This window comes from Pseudomonas sp. SMV7 (assembly GCF_052041995.1).
In the GTDB taxonomy this organism is placed as follows: Bacteria; Pseudomonadota; Gammaproteobacteria; order Pseudomonadales; family Pseudomonadaceae; genus Aquipseudomonas.
This window is the reverse complement of record NZ_JBKGGT010000001.1, coordinates 175,930-191,704: the sequence shown is the minus strand read 5'-3', so window position 1 is coordinate 191,704 and position 15,775 is coordinate 175,930. Positions and strand designations below refer to the sequence as shown.

The window sequence follows — 15,775 nt, the reverse complement described above, 5'->3', positions numbered from 1 at the left end:
ACCCGCCGGAGCGGGTTTGGGCCTGGTCATCATCTATCTGCAGGATGACTCTTTAAACGTGGTCTGTCCTTCACTTTCAAGAAAGGCTTCGTAGCGTCCGTCGTCCAGCCGGAATGCAGCATAACTGCTGAACCCAACGTAACCGCCGGCTGAATTCTTGGCGTTAACCTCTCCGCACACAAATCCATCTTTGCCTACAACTCTTTCGTTGCGGAATTGCGCAGATTCAGGGTCCTTAAGACGATTCACAACCGCCTCCCGAGCCCGGTCAATATCACTCTTTCCACAACCGGCCAGGACGAACCCAGCCAGAGCCACCAGTGCCAAACGCTTCATGCGCACCCTCCTTGTTGATGAGGGCAATCTACCATCGCGTCTTTGCAGCGCAAAACTGAGTAACTCCGCCGAAAGGAAAAGCACCCGAAGATGCCCTCTGCATGTCACCAATCAACCCTGAGTATCAGCGATATTTAAACGGAGCGGGTGTGGTAAGCAGCGGCTCAGCCTTATCCCATGCGCCGCGATACCCCCTGACCTGGTACGAATAACCCGGCTTCAGCTCCAACAGCAGCCCTCGCAGTTCTCCGCCGGCGCAGCCCATGTTGTTCTTAATGCTCAGCTGCACCGGGCCGGGCGGATGGTAGAGGGTCACGGATTTCCCGCTGCTGGTCTCGGCAGCAAGCTTCTCATTCAGGAAAACTTGCATTCCAGCGCCAAAGCAACTGATCACGCTGGCATCCTGCGTGAAGACAATCCTGGCATCCTCAGGTCCCGCGGGACGGCCGAAGGCGTACACATCATCAGCTGGCACCAGCGCAGCGCTGTCTGGCGAAACCTTCGTTGTCTCGCACCCTGCAACCGAAATACAGGCCAGACCTATCAGAATCCAGTGCTTCACCGCTCATCCTCCTTGAAAGCGGGGCAATCTACCACCATCGGCAGGAAGCGCCAAAACACCGCGTGGGCGGGGTTTGTTCATTGCTCGGCGTCAGCAGTAGCAGTCAGCTTGTCTGGCCTCGACAATCTCACGAACCCGCTCTGGTGAGGGCAAGCAGTGGGTCTACTTAAGCCCGGGCCGGGAAAGGCAGGATAAGCCAACCCCAGTACGGCCCGGTGAAATGGGTGCTTGCCGATCCTCATTCTTTGGGGGGCGGAGGTAGCATCTGATTGTATTGCACCCATTTAGCTATATCGTTAGGGAGCAGTTGTACTGGCTGTCCCGGCTTTGCCGCTGGCGCGCCTCCACCGTTACCGCCAGGAGCGGCGGGAGTTGGGGGTTTGGCTCCAGCAGCATCAGATGTGTACCCGATTTGTGTCGCCGCGACCGCAAAACCTACAGAATCTTTTGGCAAAGCGAGCACATTTTTGAACTTCACGGTGACGGTATTGGAACGTGCTGCGATTCGCTCACCTGAAAGCTCGCCCCCTACGCCCACCCCATCGCTGACTGCGGGCGGAGATAGGTCCAGCTTCAGCTTCCCGCCATTTGTTTGATCCGCCGATATCTTGAAAGTCACCTCTGCGGACTCAGCTATCATCCCGGTTTTGACATCGCCCTGTGCCTGGCGCATTGCCGTCAAGCCCTGTCCGACCTGAGTCATCGCGTCCACTAGGGTAATCTCACTTGGTTTAACGATCTGTTGGAAGCAGCCCGAGAGCGCACCTGCGCAGAGGGCCAAGATGAAGTACTTCATTCCACGCTCCTTGCATTTAGTGGCATAGCGCCACCAAAGGAGCATAGAAGCTTTGACCAAACTCGGCGGCGCCAGATGCAAAAACCCAGCGCTGGGCTGGGCTTATAAATCACTGCTCCTGGGGAGACCAGTTGAACTTGTAGTTCAACGGAGGTAGTTCATAGTGCTCTGCCAGATACAGGCCCAGCATCTCGCCTTCCTTCGCGTATGCCGCTGCTTTGTCGACGGTGGGATACCAGCTCACCCAGAGAGTGTCCAGTGGGAACATTTTTTCGAACGACGCGAAGCTGAACCGCCATCCTGCCATGTGGCCGGTAGCGCCTTTTGTACGTGCACATCGGATGAATGCTGCAAGACGGCGCTTGAGGTTATCCGACTCTCCAACAGTCAAAATACCGTTATCGTCAATGCCCACCGCTCGCGCGATAGCACGGTCTGCACAGATGATATACACACCAGGTACTGCCGGCGCGCTCTGATAATGATCTACAAGCTTGAGCCACTCTGGCTCCCAGCCGTCCCAATTTTTGACTTTCATCGAACGCCTCCATTCCTTAGAGGCAAAACGATATCACAAGCGCCATCCGCGCGCCGACAGATGCAATAAGCCCAGCGCGGGGCTGGGCTCTACTTCAATTTTCATCTCTGAATTTCTTCGCCAGCCTGGCGAGATACCTCATGATTTTCTCGCTACGCGCCTTGGCATGAGCATCTGGGTGAAGAACCCCAAGGATGCAATAACGATTTTCCTCAAGTTCTCCCCTCACGTACACAAGCGCGGCATCATTTTGCGGCTGCCCTTTCTTGCATTTGCGATCAAACTGAGGAACCCCCTCGGGAAAGGCGTGCGGAGGTAGCTGAAGATGAATGTGCATCAGCTGAGCCGTGTAAGCCAAATGGGGCTGCGTGTATGGGACATCACACCCAAAATAACTAGGGAGGCCCCTTCCGGACTTGTAGTTAATAAAATCAGCCAGGAGGTTATCTGCTAAGGAAGGGAAATCCTTCAAAGGCTGCGAGAAAAACTCTGCGTACGTCTCGGGATGGTATACAGCGGTAATAGGTTCCACTTAAGCACGCGCCAGCTCGATTACCTTTTTTGTCGAGTGGTCTGCGAGCGCCTTCAACCCATCAGGGTCCGCTGAACCATCAACAATCACAGGCTCTTGCATTGCCTGCAGAGTAACATCATGAACCGCTACAACCCATGTCCGACCTTTAGCAAGAGCTTTGCGCGCGCTCAAGTGCAGCTCTTGAAACTGAGGTGGCACTTCAGCATTCTTAAGAAGAGTCTCTATGTTTCTGAGCTCTCGCAGCTTCACGGAGTACTCCTCCATTTCAGCCCGCGTGAGAATGCCAGCTACTTCCTCTGAGGATAGTTTCAACAGCGTTTTGACGAGTTGGCGATAGCCTGTCTCCATCTCATTGCAATCCTTAACCAGCTCGTGGAGATAGTTTGCAATTTCGATGTTCTCTTGGCTCTGCTCAATGGCCGGCAGGCGTGAGTGCTCGGCAGCATCAGCCGACGCTACGTTGCTGTAGCCAGCCATGATCCCGATTGCTGACGACAAAATGGCTGTCGTAAGATCCTTCATTGAGCTCAATGAGCTGCTCCCTAAGACGCTTTTCATGACGACTCCGCGCTACCAGAGGTAGCCGTGAATCCGAGAAAATAAACGCTTCGTTTAGCTTCTTGCTCAATTATGAGCATCAGACCATGACTATTCAACCCTCATTCGTACCCACGAGGGCTGAAAACCCTCTGACCTACCATCTGTCCAGCGAGTTCGTTTCGCGTCCCCATGACGCAACGCAGGATGCGTCCGGATGAGCCAGGGTGCGCCGAACACGATGATCTGATGCCCTGCCCTACTCCGCTGCCTCGGCCATCACTGTCAGCGCCTCGTTCTCCATGAGGCGAAGATCGTGAAAGGCCTCAGACAGATCACGCCGCTTCAGGCCGAGCATCTTGGCGGTTCCGGGGATAGCGGCGTAATCGAGCCCTGACGGCCCGCCCGGCCCCAAGCGCCACTGGGTGCCCAGCGCTTCAAATAGGCAGAAGGCCGGCCATAGATCCGGCCAGACCTCTACATCCTCGGTGTCAATGTCGTCCAGGGTGAGCCCCAGAAACGCTAGCTGCTCGGCGGACGGACCTGGCTCATACAAGGCCCGCGCCGCCGCCTTCAGTTTCCCAGGCGGGCCGGGTTGTATGCTTGCTGGTAGGCATCCAGTACGGCTTGAGGCGCACCGACGCAGGTGGTGACCAACTCGTGGATTGCCTCATCGGTAAACTTGTCGTCGAAGCCCCAGCCTACGGTGACGGCCTTGATCTGCTCAGCCTGGAGTTGCACCTGCCCGGCAGTGAACTGCTCGAGGCTCGCATCCTCGGCCTTAGCCTTTTCAGCATTGGCTTCGGCAGCCTGGTTCCAGCTGTCGTAGAGCTTGGCCAAGGCGGTGCGGTCGAAATAGCGGAACGTGAACTCTACTGCCACCGGGTCGCCGCCCACGCGCGGGATCTTCACCTCCGCGGTAAACGTCGGGTTCTGCGCGATCTTGATCTTCGGCATGGAGGCTCCTTAAACGGCCAGGTAGCGCAGCGGGCGACCCGACAAGCCGACGCTGATGGTGCGGGTCATGACGTTGTTCCGCTCCATGGTCGGGGTGGTGGTGATACTGACGTAGCCCGGGTAAAGAATCTGGTCGCCGTTGCGCAGCTTGAGGCGCACCACGGTCAGTTCCTTGGACTCATCGAAGCCCTCGACGGCGCCGACGTAGGCAGCGGCCGGCTGGTCCTCGACCACAATTGCCAGGCTCAATGGGTTGCGGTTGGTTGGGAACTGGCGATCGTCATCGTCTTCGAGGTAGCCCACGGTAGCGAATTGCTGTTCACCGCCAGACGGGGTAAAGCCAGTGACCTTGGAAATCTGCACCCAGTCGGTAACCGGGATGACGGAGCCCAAGCCGGCGCCAGGGGTGTAGATATCAGCGTTGGCGGTGCTAATGCTGCCCAGGCCGAAGCTGTCGGTGAGGGGGCTCACTACGCGCGCAGCGCGATCGGTGAGTTTCGCCCAGCCGGAGTCGATCAGCACGATGTCTTGCGCATCGAGGCCGTGCCCAACAGCACTCAGCACCGGTGGCGCCGCGTTGGTGATTGCAGTGAAGGGGACTGCGGCCCCAAGAGTCGCGGCGATCTCGACAATAGCGCCGTTCGGCAGCGGGAAGCGTGCGGCCATGGTGTGGTTCCTCTTGAAAGCCCGCCGGGCGGCGGTTGGTTAGGCCCCAGCGGGCGGTTGGTCCGCGACTCCGCGGTAGGTGAAGCTGGCCGGCACCGTGTAGGTCGCCGACTCGGTGATGGTTGGGCCCTGGTCAACTGGTTCGGTGACCATGCCCTCGAAGCCGTTGTGGCTGAGTTCGGAATCCACCCGGAAGAGACTCGAAAGCTCTCCTACCAGGGTCTCGGCGGCCGCCAGAGGCTGGCCCGCCGGGCAAACGATGCTGACCTGGTAGACACCGGTGTACTCGTACGCCTCGCCACCCAGGTAGCGACAGGTGGTGCCCGCCGGCAGCTGAAACGCTTGCAGGTAGGTTTCACCTGGTTGAGCTTCGAAGGCTTGCTCGAAGTTCGCGACCCGGATCGGGCGCGCTGTGGCCCAGGCCATCAGCTTGATCTCGATAGCCTGTCTGGCACGTGCTTGGCTCATACGCGGTTGTTCCTGATGGCTTCGTCGACGATGCGCTGGAAATTGGCCAGGGTCACCCTGACCATGCCGGCCGGGGCCTGTGACGAATGCCCGTACTCGAGCGGAATGGCATATGGCAGGTTATTCACGATATAGGCCGTTTGGCCGATGGTGAGCGCCTGAACCTGAGTCACCAGCTCGGCAACGGCTTGCCTGCCAGATGGGTCAATTCGGTCGAGCTCCTCAGTCGCCGGCGAGTCGATAGAGAACTGCCAGTTACCCCGGAACCGCCCGCCAACGTAACCCTGGCCGGCAACTAGGCCGTTCACAGCGAAATTCTGCTCGCGCTCGGTCTTGGTCAGGGGCTTGGCATACTTCACGCCCCTGCGCAGCTTCCCGGCCTTGGTGAAGTTGTCCTGATTTAGGTTGATCAGGGTGTTGCGTACCGCAACCTTGAAGTCGTAGTCATCGGCGGCCCTGTTGGCCTTGGCCCGGTGGGCCACGTTGGCAGCCCACAGCTCCGGATTGCCTACGGGTGACATGCGGATGACGCTGCTGCCGATCTCGATCACGATTTCGCGGAAGGTAGCGTCCAGGGCTTGCTCCGCCTGCTCAGCGAACGCCCGTATGGCTTCAGCGAAGCCGCCCTGCTGACCGCCGTATCGCTGGGCCATGTGTGAGCCGCGCGCCATATCACTTCCTCAGCTGAATGGTCCAAGTCGCCTGAGCCGGGTCCTCGGAAACGTTGAGCACTCGGTACCCGCTCACCTGGTCGCCGATCTTGGGCACCGCCGGGGCATCAGTGACAGCGCCGGCCTGCCCCTCGAAAAGCTCGTTCTGGAGCACCAGCAGCTTTACGTCCTCGGTTTGGATGCGGCTACCGTCGATCTCCTTGGTCAGATAGCTCCCGAACACCCCGCGGCCGACGTAGTAGATGGTCGACGCCGGCAGCGTGCCGCCGATATCAGGGTCGTAACCACCCTTCACCGTGCGAGACCCAGTCACGGGCTTCACCGTGTCGGCTAGGCCATCAGGGTCATCGAAGGCTTCCGCCAGGTCGGCCTGAATTTCATTGCGCATGCCCATGGGTCAGACCCTCTTGAGCATGACGGTGCCAGTGCGCCGTATCCACGGGGCGATTAAGTCCAGGGCGAAGTTCTCGCCAGCAGAGCGATCGACCGATCCTGCGACATAGGTCTTGCTGGTCGAAGTGCCAGCCTGGGCCGACACGGTCTTGCTCTGCACCTCGCGCTGGGTGTCCTTGTAGAGCTGACCAGCCGCGGCCAGCTTGGCCACCTGCGCGCCGGCACTCACGATGGCGTCAGGCACCGGATCTGGCACAGCCCGCTTGATCTTGGCTGTCAGCCAGGCGTTGGCCATGGCCACGGCGAGGACTGCATCACCGGTGCCCGCCCAGTCCGGACCGAGCTTCTGATCTACATCAGCGACGGTGATGAAGTCGGTCATGGCTTATTCCTTCGACGGGATGAGGGCCTGCAGGTCGGGCTTGTTGAGGCCCGCGTCAAAGGTGATGCCTTGGGCCGTCAGCCAGGCCTTCAACTGCTGGACCTTCATTTTGTACGGGTCGGTTTCATCGTCGCCACCGCCCTCTTCCTCGACCGCCTTGTCGATCTCCGCTTGGTTGCTGACCGGGGCATAGCCGTTCGGCGGGTAGTCCGACGCCTTGTAGCCCACCGCCACCCATTGGGCGACGGTGGGGCCGTCCAACCGCAGCCCTTCCTCGATCTCGCTGACGCTGATGCCTTGGCGCTGGTACGCCTCGCCGATGTGCGGAGCATCGCCCTGCACGGACACCGAGGTAGCGCCGTCGATCACGCCAAAGAACTGGTCCAGGCGGCGATAACAGGTGCCGCGCTCGGTGCCCGGGGTATTGGTGTAGATGACTTTCATACTGATCTCCTGCGCAGGGCGCCAGGCCGGCGCCCCGCATCATAGGGTCAAGGGGTGGCGGTGCCGCTGATAACTGCGGCGAACGGAACCTGCTTGCGGTCGAAGACGCGCTTCCAGTTCGCTGCTGCAGCGTACTGGGCGGCGGTCGGGCTGAGGTTGCGGTTCTCGCTGCCCTGCCAGCTGAAGCCAGCCGGCTGCAGGATGAAGGTCTTGCGTTCCCACAGCACCTCGGCGCCGCCCCCGTTGCCGCCACCAGGCTTGCGCTCCAGCTCGACCGGCTTGGTCGGATCGCCTTCGCCGTAGCCGAAAGCACCCTGGCCGAAGAACAGCGACAGGTACTGGCCCGGCGCGTAGGTCAGGGCGTCGTCCATAAACACCGGCTTGCCCAGGTAGGTCGCCAGGATGATCTTGCCCTGCGAGTCGCGCAGGTACTCGATCATGTCCTGCTTCACCATCTGGTTCATGACGACGGAGTGCACACCGATGGCGGCGAACATGTCGGCGGCGTCGCCGGCGGTGAAAGCGGCGTCCTGGAAGGCATTGGCGCTGATCGAGGCGCCCGAGTCTTTCACCATGTCACCGCCGTTCTGGGCGATGTTGGCCGCGATGATGCCGCGGCCGGCGCCCATCAGGTAGCGCTGCCACTGGCGGGTCCAGTAGGTGCCGAAGCGGTTGCGGATGTGCTGCATCGGCTCGGAGTTGGCCAGTTCGGCTGCCAAGTCGGAGACACCGTAGCCTTTGTTGAGGTACAGGGTTCGGGCACGCATGCTGCCCTGCTCGGCTTTGCCGACAGCGCCTTGGTCGTCAGGGTCGTCGTTGGAGATGTTCGGCGCCTCGTCGGCGTCGAGATCCTGCCAGTAGCTGATCTCGGAGGTGCCTTGGCCGTTCTTGGCGATATCGTCCAGGGTAGCCGAGCGAGTGATGATGCCCGACTCGAAGACGGCGGTCTTCTCGGGAGAGTTCACCGGCTCCAGGGTGCCGTAGTAGTCGGAAACGAAGATGTCCGACAGTTGGGTGGTTGGCATGAGTTAGGTTCCTCGGGTGGCTTGGAGTTTTTTGAATGCTTCGGGGTTGTCACGAGCCATCGCTGCGCGTTCGGTCTCGGTGTACTCACCCCACTTCTTCGTGGCCTTGCCACCGTTGTCGCCGGTCTGCCCGGCACCCTGGGCCCTTGGCCACAGGTGGGAAGCGGTTTCGCGCAGCGATTCCGCCCATTCGAGGGGAGACAGCGGGGTCTTGCCGTCCTTCCCATACACGACTTCGCCGTCACGGTCGGTGGCAATGGGCTCGCCGTCTTCGCTCAGTTTGAAGGTGCCGCGGGCGCGGAGGATGATGTCCTCGGCGGCTTCGGGCAGCGCGCCGGCCTTAATGGCGGCAGCGCGGATCGAATCGGCCAGCACCTTGTCGCTGTACTTGGCAGCGAAGGCTTCGGCCTTGTCCGCACGCTCGTTGGCGGCCTTGACCTGCTTGTCCAGGTCGGTGCGCAGGCGCTCGGTGCGGCGGCTGATCACTTCGTCCAGCTTGCCCTCAGCGATCAGCTTGGTCTCTTCGTCCTGGCCGGCCTTTGCCAGCAGCCCCTTGACCGCCTCGATGTCCAGGCCGTCGAACTGACCTTTCAGTTTGTCCAGCTCGGCCTTGATGGTCTTGTTGGAGCCGATCAGCTCGGTGTTTTTGGATTTGAGGCCCGAGACCTCGCCATCCAGGAATTTCTGAACCTCGCCGCCCAGCGCTGCCTTGAGCGCGGCGGTTTGGGTCTCGTCGAGGGTTAGGCCGTGGGCGGCCGGGTCGAAGTCGAAAGGCATGTGGCTATCCCCTGGGGATTGGATGGGCCCGCCTGGCGGGCATAAAAAAACCCGCCGTAGCGGGTTTGGTGTTCAGATGCTTATCACTGCTGAGGGGTTAGGTTGCGAGACTGGTGATACAAAACAAGCTTCTCGTTGATTGCTAACCCACGTGGGTTTTCCACGCATTTTTGGAGGAATTTTTGATAGTGCTCATTAGGGAGCAAGTAGCACTGCCCGCCCAAAACCCAAACTTTGTTAAAGGCTGCACACTCTCCAGTTGTTGCGGCTATAGGTCCGAGCTTGGGTAGCGGCTCTTGATCGTAGAAGAAGCTGGTAACGTAACTGCTGACTGGCATTGGCTCACTCATCTGCTTGTCCTTATAAGGCAGTAAGTGGTGTCACTTTGATCTCGCTGTGTCAGTTAATCAACCCGGCCCTGGAGAAAGCCAGCGGCTCCAACTCCTTGAGCTGGTCGAGCGTCAGCGGTTTGAAGTTCTTGTCCAGCTGTAGCGCGGCGAAGCGCTCGGCAGAAAGGCCGCCGTCGCGAAACAGCTTGCCGCGCACCGGGCCCAAGGCAGCGTCCTGGAAGGCCGCTGGCTGCGTTTTGAGCCACTGGTAGTAGCTGAGGCTTGCCGAGACCTGCCCGCCGCCCCCTGCGCCCACTGCTGCCCTCGTGGCGCCCTGCCCAAACAGCGCTGATAACTTGGTGATCGGCGTGATGGTGGTCCGGCAGTGGATGTGGAATGGAGGCACAGGCCCTTTGCCCATCTCGAATTCCCGGCCGTCCATGCTCCGGCACTGCATGCTGGTCTTCCGGTCCAGGGTGGCGACGATGCGATACCCCGGCACCACCTCGGCGTTCGCCTTGAGGGTTTCCATCCTCGCTGTGGTGGCCACATGCTGGACTGCGGTCTGGACGACTGCCCGGGCGCTCCGGTTCGTGACCGCCAGAACGCCATCGGTGAAGTTCTGCGCCGCAGTGCCGCGCACGGCTTGAGTGATCTCGACGTTGGTCTGGCCATGCACGACACCCATCCGGATGACGTTGGTGACCCTGTCCGCTTCAGTGCGGGTCCATCCGTTCAGGAACGGCTTGAGCAGCTTTCCACCATCCACCCCGGCCACCTGCAGGGGCTGCGTGTTGATCGCCGCCCGGATCAGGGAGTCCGCTGGCATGGCAGCGTCGATCAAAAGCGCCTTCGCTAAGCTGCGCCCCTCGAATGCAGCTTCGTACTGCGCGATATCCACCAGGTCGGACTGCATCCGGTCGCTGAAGGCCTTGTAGATTTCCAGCAACTTGCCTCCCACCCGGACAAGAAACTCCTCAAGCCGGCTGCGGCTGTAGGTGGTCAGTTCCTTGCGGGTGAGCTGGTCGCGCACATGGGTATCAGCCCGGCGCAGGTAGGTCTCGAACTTCTTGACCTCGCCAGCCTTGAGCCGCTCAAGCAGCACCGAGTGGCGGCTGACCTGCTCCAGCAGCTTCTCCTCCGCCGTTTGCTCCGGTTTCGTCGCCATCTTCTCTGTCCAAGTTCACGCCGCCAGCGCCGTGATGGTCGCCGATCAGTTCGGCCTCTTCGTCATAGGGGTGCTCGGGCAGCTTTCCAGTAGTCAGATACTGCCAATACGTCTCGGCGCTGATGGTTCCGGCCATGACGCTCTTCTGCAGCTCAGCAAGCACTTGGGCGTCCACCACCGGCATCACAAACTCCGGTTTGACCTTAAATGCGACTTCGTCCGGGTTGTAGCCCGTCCACTCCGCTGCGTATCGCAGGGCCTGCTCAATGCCGGCCGCGGCGGTAATGACGATGCTATGTAGCGTGGCGTGCTGGTCATTCTGGCGTGTCTTGCGGGCCTCGCCCGACTCCGTACCGGAAACGTCCATGACCTTGGCGCCGGCCTCAAGGGCCGCATTCTTCTGGTCTTCCATCGCGGTGCGGACGGCTTGAATGCCCGCTCCCTGGAACTCCAGATATCCGCACGATCCATTCGGACCCAGGTCCCAGGCCGCCGATGGCCCGGTGACGCTGAGTTCCACGCTCTCGTCCAGACCAGATACCCACGGCTGTGGATGACTGGTCTGGTGCAGAGCCGTGAAGTAGTCGGCACTGAGTTGGTAGGACTTCAGCGCGGCCCGGGCCATGGTCAGCAGAGGGATCTCGTCTACATCGGGCGAGTTGTCGGTGGACCCACAGTAGATGACCGGGATGTAGCCCAGGCCGCGTACCAGGTTGTTACTGCCGTCAACGGTGCCCAACGGGCGATCGTCTTCGATCAGCTCGCCGGCCTCGTTGCGCACGCCCGTGCGGCAGACCGCGCCTTCCATGTAGAACTCGCGATAGACCGTCTCGCACTCGTGACTATAGCGATCCTGCTCCTTGCGCCGGAACTCGCGGAACACCGATAGCACCAGGTCCTGGCGCCCCCCTTGGTCCGCAGTATCCCAGTTGATGGCGTTGCGAACGGCGTAGGTTGCGAAGTATGGCTGGCCCGTGTCATCAATGTTGACCACCAGCGGTACACGACCATGCGAAATGGCCTGGCGCACGATCCGCAGGAACAGCTGGGTCAGCCCGAAGCCATCGGCCGTGGCGTTGTCCTCCAGCCCCTTCAGCCCGGAGGGCAGTTTCACCTCGGGAATCAGCCGCGAAACCAGGCCCATCATCGAGCGCAGCGAATCCCGCACCCAGTGTTCGTATTGAGCCCGGGCGGTGTAGTTCTGGTACAGATAGGCATTGCCGGCACCGTCCAGCTTCTCGGCCTCGACCATGCCGCTAGGCTTTGGCAGGTTGCGCGGGCTGCGCTTGATAGCGCCCTCGCCCTCCAGGGCGTCATCCATCATCCTCCACTCTTCAATGTGAGCGTTGTAGTCTGGGTTGGTGGATTGAACAGGCATTACGCCAAACCTCCGATGCGGCGGGTGCCGGCGGACTGAGTCTTGATCGGGAACCGCTTGGCAATGAAGTAACCAGCGGCGTCGTTCATGTGGTCGTGCCCCTTCTTGGGGTCCTTGTCCGGCTCACCTTTGTCGGTGTAGGTCTGCCGCTCCAGGCACTGGGTAAGCTGCGGGCACTGTTCAATGTTCACCTTCAGGCGCCGCTCACCGTAGGTGTTGAGGAACATGGCGTTGACCGCGTTGATGCGATCCTTGACGCCGGGGTTCTGCGAGTCGACCACTACGGTGAAGCCCGCCTTCCTGAGCAGGGACAGGTCCGATTCACTGGCGTTCTTGCTGCTGGTGTTCTGTCCGCTGGCATCTGGATACACAGAGATGCCATGCCCAGGGAATCGCGCCTTGATCTTCTCGATCATCTCGGGCGTGTCGCGCACCGAGTGGAATTCGTCCAGCGCCAGCGGCAGGCCGTCCCGGACCACGTACACCACCGCGGCCATCTTCATGACGTTGAAGTCCATGCCGATGTGTAGAGCCTCGCCCGGTTCGATGCGCGCGCTGGTGCGGCACTCGTTCCGGTCGAAGGTGTAGTAGACGACACCCGCGTAATTCTCGAACCCGGCCTCATATTCCTGGCGGAACGTGCGCGGGTCCATCTTGCGACGGGCTGCATCCAACTCCTCGGCTGGGACGTTGCCACCCTGCAGCGAGGTGTATTGCCAGCTCTTGTGGTCAGGCTCACCGCCTGGCTGCCCGTCGCGATAGGTGTCGTAGCAGTGGTTGAAACCCTTCGGAGTGCCGATCCGCAGCGCATGTCCGCCCTTCCTCGACTCTCCGGTCTGGGGGATCGTGTACTGGCAGGTCGAGAGCATTGGCCTGAGCACTTCTTCCCAGGCTGCCCACGGGCAGTCCGCCCATTCGTCCACCAGGACGAAGAACAGGCCGGAGCCCCGCAAGTTGTCGTAATTGTCCAGGCCGACCACACGCATGATGTGGCCGGACTTCAGGGTGATCGAGCACTCGGTCTCGTTCGGTCGAGCTGCGCGCCAGGCTTCTGGGATGGCCTGCTTCAGCCGGCGCCAGAAGACCCGCTTGGCCTGCTTGAACGTGGGCGCGCCATACCAGATCTCGTCCTCGACGCTCACGCCCCACTCTGCAGCCAGCCGGGCAGCGCGGCGCATCTCTGCCTTGCCGAGGAAGGTCTTGCCGAATCGACGCCCGCACACCGCATCACGGAAGCGCGCCTCGGGCTGGAACCCCCAGACGTAGATGTTCGCCTGCTTCGGCGTCAGCTTCACCGGCGGGTCATAGGTACGGGGTAGTCGGGACACCTTCGTCTGGCTCCAGCTTGTACTCAGCAACGGCGTGCTGCTGGTCCGCCTGGGAGCCCAGGGGCTTGTCTGGTTCGATCTTGCGGTTGACGTACATGTCGCCGCATTCCTTGGCCGCCTGCTCGTACAGTTGGGCCGTCAGAGCCAGGTTCCGCATTCCTTCGGCTTTGTCAGCCATCCTATTGAGGCCGCGCAAACGGTAGGCCTTGTTGGCGATGGGAATTTCAGTGATGTCTTCGCGGAAGCGCTTGCGAGTGTCTTCGAACAGCTGCTTCCACTTGGCGGCTAACCCCTTCCCAGAAACCTTCGTGGGGTCGTGCGACTCGATCTGCTGCCGGGTGATGGTCAAGCCGAATTCCTTTTGGACCGACTCGGCCACCTGAGAAGGCGTATCGAAGCAGGCCAAGGCCTGAATTACGAAGACCTTCACCTCACTTGATAGGGCTGCCATAGGCGTTCATCCGTCCAAACCTGTCCAAAAATCAGGCCGACTTCAGTAGACAGGTTCCGCAGGCCCTCGCAATGTTGATCTTGGCCACCTCAGGCGGCCGGCTTGCAGCGTCGATCAGCTGCTGTACGTCGTGGCTGGCACCGTAGCGGCGAACCACGCCAACGAACTCCTCGACGTCATGGCCACGCATCTCAAGCTTGGGCATGCCGTCCTGGGTGAACTTGGGCGCGCCGTACTGATCGGTCGCCTGGGCGATGTGGTAGAGCTCATGTTCGACCAGAGCGCAGAACTCAGCATCGGTGCACTGGGAGCAGTAGTCGGCGGCCAGGGTGATGAGGTAGTCCGGCTCCTCGCCAAACCATTCTCGCATCTGCTGCTCTTGCCGGGCCTTCTGCCATCCGCCAGCGCGGAACATCAGCTGCTCGGCCTGGCCCAGCACTGAGCGACCCTTCTTGTTGAAGGCAGAGGATGCCCACAGCACGCCAATATTGGCGTCGATAAGGTGAGCGTGCTCTTCGTTGTGGATACTGCCTGTGGTGGCGAGGATCTCGCGCTGTATCCACTCCCACACCTCAGGGGCGGGACGCAGTGTCAGCCACAGGGATTCGAGCAGAGCAGCCGGCGGCATCGGTCTGCTCATAGGTCACCTGAACGTTCTTAGGATGGCATGTCGCTGATATTGGTGGAGATCGATGTGCGGGCGACATGCCTATGATGCGGGTGGAAAGAGGCTTCGAGCACTCAGAACCAGGCGTCCAGTGCGCGTAAGCGATGGAGAGCGTGTTGATACTCACAGCGGAGTGCAAAGGTGGAACGGGCGGTACCGCCTGCACTCTCTGCGCCTATACCGTCGCAATCAGTTTTCACGTATTTCTTCCATTGTGCCTGTGACTCCTCCAAGAGGCCTGGAACCGTCTCGTAGGTTGCAAACGCATCGGGATGCTTAGCCATATCTCGAGCTTTTTCCAGTTTAACTTGATACTTCTGCTCAACCGCATCGTTGGTCGCACGCAGCATCGTTACGAGACAGCGATTGCTATCATTCGTGGTGCGCACATCTGGCCTCTTAAGGCACTGCTGCCACACGGTCTCGACCTTTGCTGCGAACTGGCGGACCGCCTCATCCAGCTCTTCTTCACGACCCACGTCAGCATGAGCATTACTCATCACGAGCAAAAATCCCATGCAGATCGATTTATACAACTTCTTCAAGACTCACTCCCTGAGATATCTGTACTGAATCTGCATAGTGCCGCAACATGCATCTGAGCACCACAACATGGCGCTTGTGGGCTTCGTGAAGCGGATCAGTGCGTCCGCTTGTCCAGGTCGCAGTTCAAACGTCGGCAGATCCAGCGCTTGACGTATGGCCAGCAGGTGATGACAAACATGTGTCGCAGGCCAGCCAGGGCCAGGGCGACGTGCATCGTTACACCGGCGGTGTTCGGGGTGAAGAACATACGATCCGACCTGGCCAGGATGGCGTAACCGCTCAGGGCGATGATCGAGTACAGGATTTTGCCGATCACGCCGTCTCGGACCTTGCCGCTCAGGACTGCCCAGGAGGCCCACAGGGCAATGACCCCGGCCGCCAACGCATTGGTGTATTCGAGAATCATCCGTTAGGCCCTCCGAACTTGGACCTGATGACAGACCAGAGATCGGCGGCTTTGATCGCCCTGGTGACGGCGGCAATAAGTGAGCCGCCGAAGGTGCCGAGCAGAAACCCTACCCCCGCCACGCTGCGCGGCTCCACGATACCGAAGTAGGCGCTGACCATTCCGGTCAGGTAGTGGGCGCAGGCCATGCCGGTCAGCAGGAAGAGGATCCAGGCCTTACGGTCGAGTAGATCGTCCTTGTGCCATCGGGTGGCAACCAAGGCTCCCAGTAGGCCCGCAATAGCCCAGTCGAGCTTTTCGAGCAGGCGGTGAAAAAGCTCCATGCGCTCGACTCCATAGCAGGGGGCACAGAAATACCACAAATATGTTGTATTACCACAAAACTGTTGTATACTGGACTCATCCAGACAACAGA

At 60.3% G+C, this 15,775-nt stretch carries 24 protein-coding genes; all 24 read right to left on the bottom strand.

The window, feature by feature from the left end:
• Positions 1-33 precede the first annotated feature (33 nt).
• The gene (locus ACLEJP_RS01110; protein WP_440803781.1) at positions 34-336 is read right to left on the bottom strand and encodes a hypothetical protein; all 303 of its coding nucleotides are present in this window, start codon (positions 334-336) and stop codon (positions 34-36) included.
• A 124-nt stretch (positions 337-460) separates the two neighbouring features.
• A complete protein-coding gene (locus ACLEJP_RS01105; protein ID WP_440803779.1) occupies positions 461-898 on the bottom strand; it encodes a hypothetical protein in 438 nt (145 codons plus the stop codon).
• A 238-nt stretch (positions 899-1,136) separates the two neighbouring features.
• On the bottom strand, positions 1,137-1,694 hold the full coding sequence (locus tag ACLEJP_RS01100; protein ID WP_440803777.1) for a hypothetical protein: 558 nt from the start codon (positions 1,692-1,694) through the stop codon (positions 1,137-1,139).
• A gap of 109 nt (positions 1,695-1,803) precedes the next feature.
• The gene (locus ACLEJP_RS01095; RefSeq protein WP_392529157.1) at positions 1,804-2,232 is read right to left on the bottom strand and encodes a hypothetical protein; all 429 of its coding nucleotides are present in this window, start codon (positions 2,230-2,232) and stop codon (positions 1,804-1,806) included.
• Between the two features lie 94 nt (positions 2,233-2,326).
• Positions 2,327-2,764 (bottom strand): type II toxin-antitoxin system YafO family toxin, encoded by a 438-nt coding sequence (locus ACLEJP_RS01090; RefSeq protein ID WP_440803774.1) that lies wholly within the window; start codon positions 2,762-2,764, stop codon positions 2,327-2,329.
• Entirely contained in the window at positions 2,765-3,325 is a 561-nt protein-coding gene (locus ACLEJP_RS01085) for a hypothetical protein (protein ID WP_440803772.1), read from the bottom strand.
• A 238-nt stretch (positions 3,326-3,563) separates the two neighbouring features.
• On the bottom strand, positions 3,564-3,860 hold the full coding sequence (locus ACLEJP_RS01080) for a DUF1799 domain-containing protein (protein WP_440803770.1): 297 nt from the start codon (positions 3,858-3,860) through the stop codon (positions 3,564-3,566).
• Between the two features lie 17 nt (positions 3,861-3,877).
• Complete coding sequence (locus ACLEJP_RS01075; RefSeq protein ID WP_440803768.1) at positions 3,878-4,261, bottom strand: phage tail assembly chaperone; 384 nt, start codon at positions 4,259-4,261, stop codon at positions 3,878-3,880.
• A 9-nt stretch (positions 4,262-4,270) separates the two neighbouring features.
• The gene (locus ACLEJP_RS01070; protein WP_440803766.1) at positions 4,271-4,927 is read right to left on the bottom strand and encodes a phage tail protein; all 657 of its coding nucleotides are present in this window, start codon (positions 4,925-4,927) and stop codon (positions 4,271-4,273) included.
• 39 nt (positions 4,928-4,966) lie between these two features.
• Positions 4,967-5,395, bottom strand: a complete 429-nt coding sequence (locus tag ACLEJP_RS01065) for a phage tail terminator-like protein (RefSeq protein ID WP_440803764.1) — start codon at positions 5,393-5,395, stop codon at positions 4,967-4,969.
• Complete coding sequence (locus ACLEJP_RS01060) at positions 5,392-6,066, bottom strand: hypothetical protein (protein ID WP_440803762.1); 675 nt, start codon at positions 6,064-6,066, stop codon at positions 5,392-5,394. The genes ACLEJP_RS01065 and ACLEJP_RS01060 overlap by 4 nt, the downstream gene beginning before the upstream one ends.
• Before the next feature lies 1 nt (position 6,067).
• A complete protein-coding gene (locus ACLEJP_RS01055; RefSeq protein ID WP_440803760.1) occupies positions 6,068-6,460 on the bottom strand; it encodes a hypothetical protein in 393 nt (130 codons plus the stop codon).
• Positions 6,461-6,463: 3 nt separating this feature from the next.
• Complete coding sequence (locus tag ACLEJP_RS01050) at positions 6,464-6,841, bottom strand: hypothetical protein (RefSeq protein WP_440803757.1); 378 nt, start codon at positions 6,839-6,841, stop codon at positions 6,464-6,466.
• 3 nt (positions 6,842-6,844) lie between these two features.
• Positions 6,845-7,285, bottom strand: a complete 441-nt coding sequence (locus ACLEJP_RS01045; protein WP_440803755.1) for a hypothetical protein — start codon at positions 7,283-7,285, stop codon at positions 6,845-6,847.
• A 47-nt stretch (positions 7,286-7,332) separates the two neighbouring features.
• A complete protein-coding gene (locus ACLEJP_RS01040) occupies positions 7,333-8,310 on the bottom strand; it encodes a major capsid protein (RefSeq protein ID WP_054573903.1) in 978 nt (325 codons plus the stop codon).
• Positions 8,311-8,313: 3 nt separating this feature from the next.
• The gene (locus tag ACLEJP_RS01035) at positions 8,314-9,087 is read right to left on the bottom strand and encodes a hypothetical protein (protein ID WP_440803752.1); all 774 of its coding nucleotides are present in this window, start codon (positions 9,085-9,087) and stop codon (positions 8,314-8,316) included.
• A gap of 399 nt (positions 9,088-9,486) precedes the next feature.
• Positions 9,487-10,584 (bottom strand): minor capsid protein, encoded by a 1,098-nt coding sequence (locus ACLEJP_RS01030; protein ID WP_440803750.1) that lies wholly within the window; start codon positions 10,582-10,584, stop codon positions 9,487-9,489.
• Complete coding sequence (locus ACLEJP_RS01025) at positions 10,511-11,962, bottom strand: DUF4055 domain-containing protein (RefSeq protein ID WP_440803748.1); 1,452 nt, start codon at positions 11,960-11,962, stop codon at positions 10,511-10,513. Before ACLEJP_RS01025 ends, ACLEJP_RS01030 begins: the two co-directional genes overlap by 74 nt.
• Positions 11,962-13,290 carry a terminase gene (locus ACLEJP_RS01020; protein WP_440803745.1) on the bottom strand — a complete coding sequence of 443 codons (1,329 nt, stop codon included), beginning with the start codon at positions 13,288-13,290 and terminating at the stop codon, positions 11,962-11,964. The genes ACLEJP_RS01025 and ACLEJP_RS01020 overlap by 1 nt, the downstream gene beginning before the upstream one ends.
• A complete protein-coding gene (locus tag ACLEJP_RS01015; protein ID WP_096010282.1) occupies positions 13,265-13,741 on the bottom strand; it encodes a DUF2280 domain-containing protein in 477 nt (158 codons plus the stop codon). The genes ACLEJP_RS01020 and ACLEJP_RS01015 overlap by 26 nt, the downstream gene beginning before the upstream one ends.
• 31 nt (positions 13,742-13,772) lie before the next feature.
• Positions 13,773-14,381 (bottom strand): putative metallopeptidase, encoded by a 609-nt coding sequence (locus ACLEJP_RS01010; RefSeq protein WP_440803743.1) that lies wholly within the window; start codon positions 14,379-14,381, stop codon positions 13,773-13,775.
• A gap of 101 nt (positions 14,382-14,482) precedes the next feature.
• On the bottom strand, positions 14,483-14,953 hold the full coding sequence (locus ACLEJP_RS01005; RefSeq protein WP_440803740.1) for a lysozyme inhibitor LprI family protein: 471 nt from the start codon (positions 14,951-14,953) through the stop codon (positions 14,483-14,485).
• A gap of 95 nt (positions 14,954-15,048) precedes the next feature.
• On the bottom strand, positions 15,049-15,360 hold the full coding sequence (locus ACLEJP_RS01000) for a hypothetical protein (RefSeq protein WP_440803738.1): 312 nt from the start codon (positions 15,358-15,360) through the stop codon (positions 15,049-15,051).
• The gene (locus tag ACLEJP_RS00995) at positions 15,357-15,683 is read right to left on the bottom strand and encodes an MFS transporter (protein WP_085598731.1); all 327 of its coding nucleotides are present in this window, start codon (positions 15,681-15,683) and stop codon (positions 15,357-15,359) included. Before ACLEJP_RS00995 ends, ACLEJP_RS01000 begins: the two co-directional genes overlap by 4 nt.
• Positions 15,684-15,775 lie beyond the last annotated feature (92 nt).

Coding starts and splice junctions, on each gene's coding strand:
- ACLEJP_RS01110 (WP_440803781.1), bottom strand. CDS start 336: ATGAAGCGTTTGGCACTGGTGGCTCTGGCTGGGTTCGTCCTGGCCGGT.
- ACLEJP_RS01100 (WP_440803777.1), bottom strand. CDS start 1,694: ATGAAGTACTTCATCTTGGCCCTCTGCGCAGGTGCGCTCTCGGGCTGC.
- ACLEJP_RS01095 (WP_392529157.1), bottom strand. CDS start 2,232: ATGAAAGTCAAAAATTGGGACGGCTGGGAGCCAGAGTGGCTCAAGCTT.
- ACLEJP_RS01085 (WP_440803772.1), bottom strand. CDS start 3,325: ATGAAAAGCGTCTTAGGGAGCAGCTCATTGAGCTCAATGAAGGATCTT.
- ACLEJP_RS01075 (WP_440803768.1), bottom strand. CDS start 4,261: ATGCCGAAGATCAAGATCGCGCAGAACCCGACGTTTACCGCGGAGGTG.
- ACLEJP_RS01070 (WP_440803766.1), bottom strand. CDS start 4,927: ATGGCCGCACGCTTCCCGCTGCCGAACGGCGCTATTGTCGAGATCGCC.
- ACLEJP_RS01065 (WP_440803764.1), bottom strand. CDS start 5,395: ATGAGCCAAGCACGTGCCAGACAGGCTATCGAGATCAAGCTGATGGCC.
- ACLEJP_RS01060 (WP_440803762.1), bottom strand. CDS start 6,066: ATGGCGCGCGGCTCACACATGGCCCAGCGATACGGCGGTCAGCAGGGC.
- ACLEJP_RS01055 (WP_440803760.1), bottom strand. CDS start 6,460: ATGGGCATGCGCAATGAAATTCAGGCCGACCTGGCGGAAGCCTTCGAT.
- ACLEJP_RS01050 (WP_440803757.1), bottom strand. CDS start 6,841: ATGACCGACTTCATCACCGTCGCTGATGTAGATCAGAAGCTCGGTCCG.
- ACLEJP_RS01045 (WP_440803755.1), bottom strand. CDS start 7,285: ATGAAAGTCATCTACACCAATACCCCGGGCACCGAGCGCGGCACCTGT.
- ACLEJP_RS01040 (WP_054573903.1), bottom strand. CDS start 8,310: ATGCCAACCACCCAACTGTCGGACATCTTCGTTTCCGACTACTACGGC.
- ACLEJP_RS01035 (WP_440803752.1), bottom strand. CDS start 9,087: ATGCCTTTCGACTTCGACCCGGCCGCCCACGGCCTAACCCTCGACGAG.
- ACLEJP_RS01030 (WP_440803750.1), bottom strand. CDS start 10,584: ATGGCGACGAAACCGGAGCAAACGGCGGAGGAGAAGCTGCTGGAGCAG.
- ACLEJP_RS01025 (WP_440803748.1), bottom strand. CDS start 11,962: ATGCCTGTTCAATCCACCAACCCAGACTACAACGCTCACATTGAAGAG.
- ACLEJP_RS01015 (WP_096010282.1), bottom strand. CDS start 13,741: ATGGCAGCCCTATCAAGTGAGGTGAAGGTCTTCGTAATTCAGGCCTTG.
- ACLEJP_RS01010 (WP_440803743.1), bottom strand. CDS start 14,381: ATGAGCAGACCGATGCCGCCGGCTGCTCTGCTCGAATCCCTGTGGCTG.
- ACLEJP_RS01000 (WP_440803738.1), bottom strand. CDS start 15,360: ATGATTCTCGAATACACCAATGCGTTGGCGGCCGGGGTCATTGCCCTG.
- ACLEJP_RS00995 (WP_085598731.1), bottom strand. CDS start 15,683: ATGGAGCTTTTTCACCGCCTGCTCGAAAAGCTCGACTGGGCTATTGCG.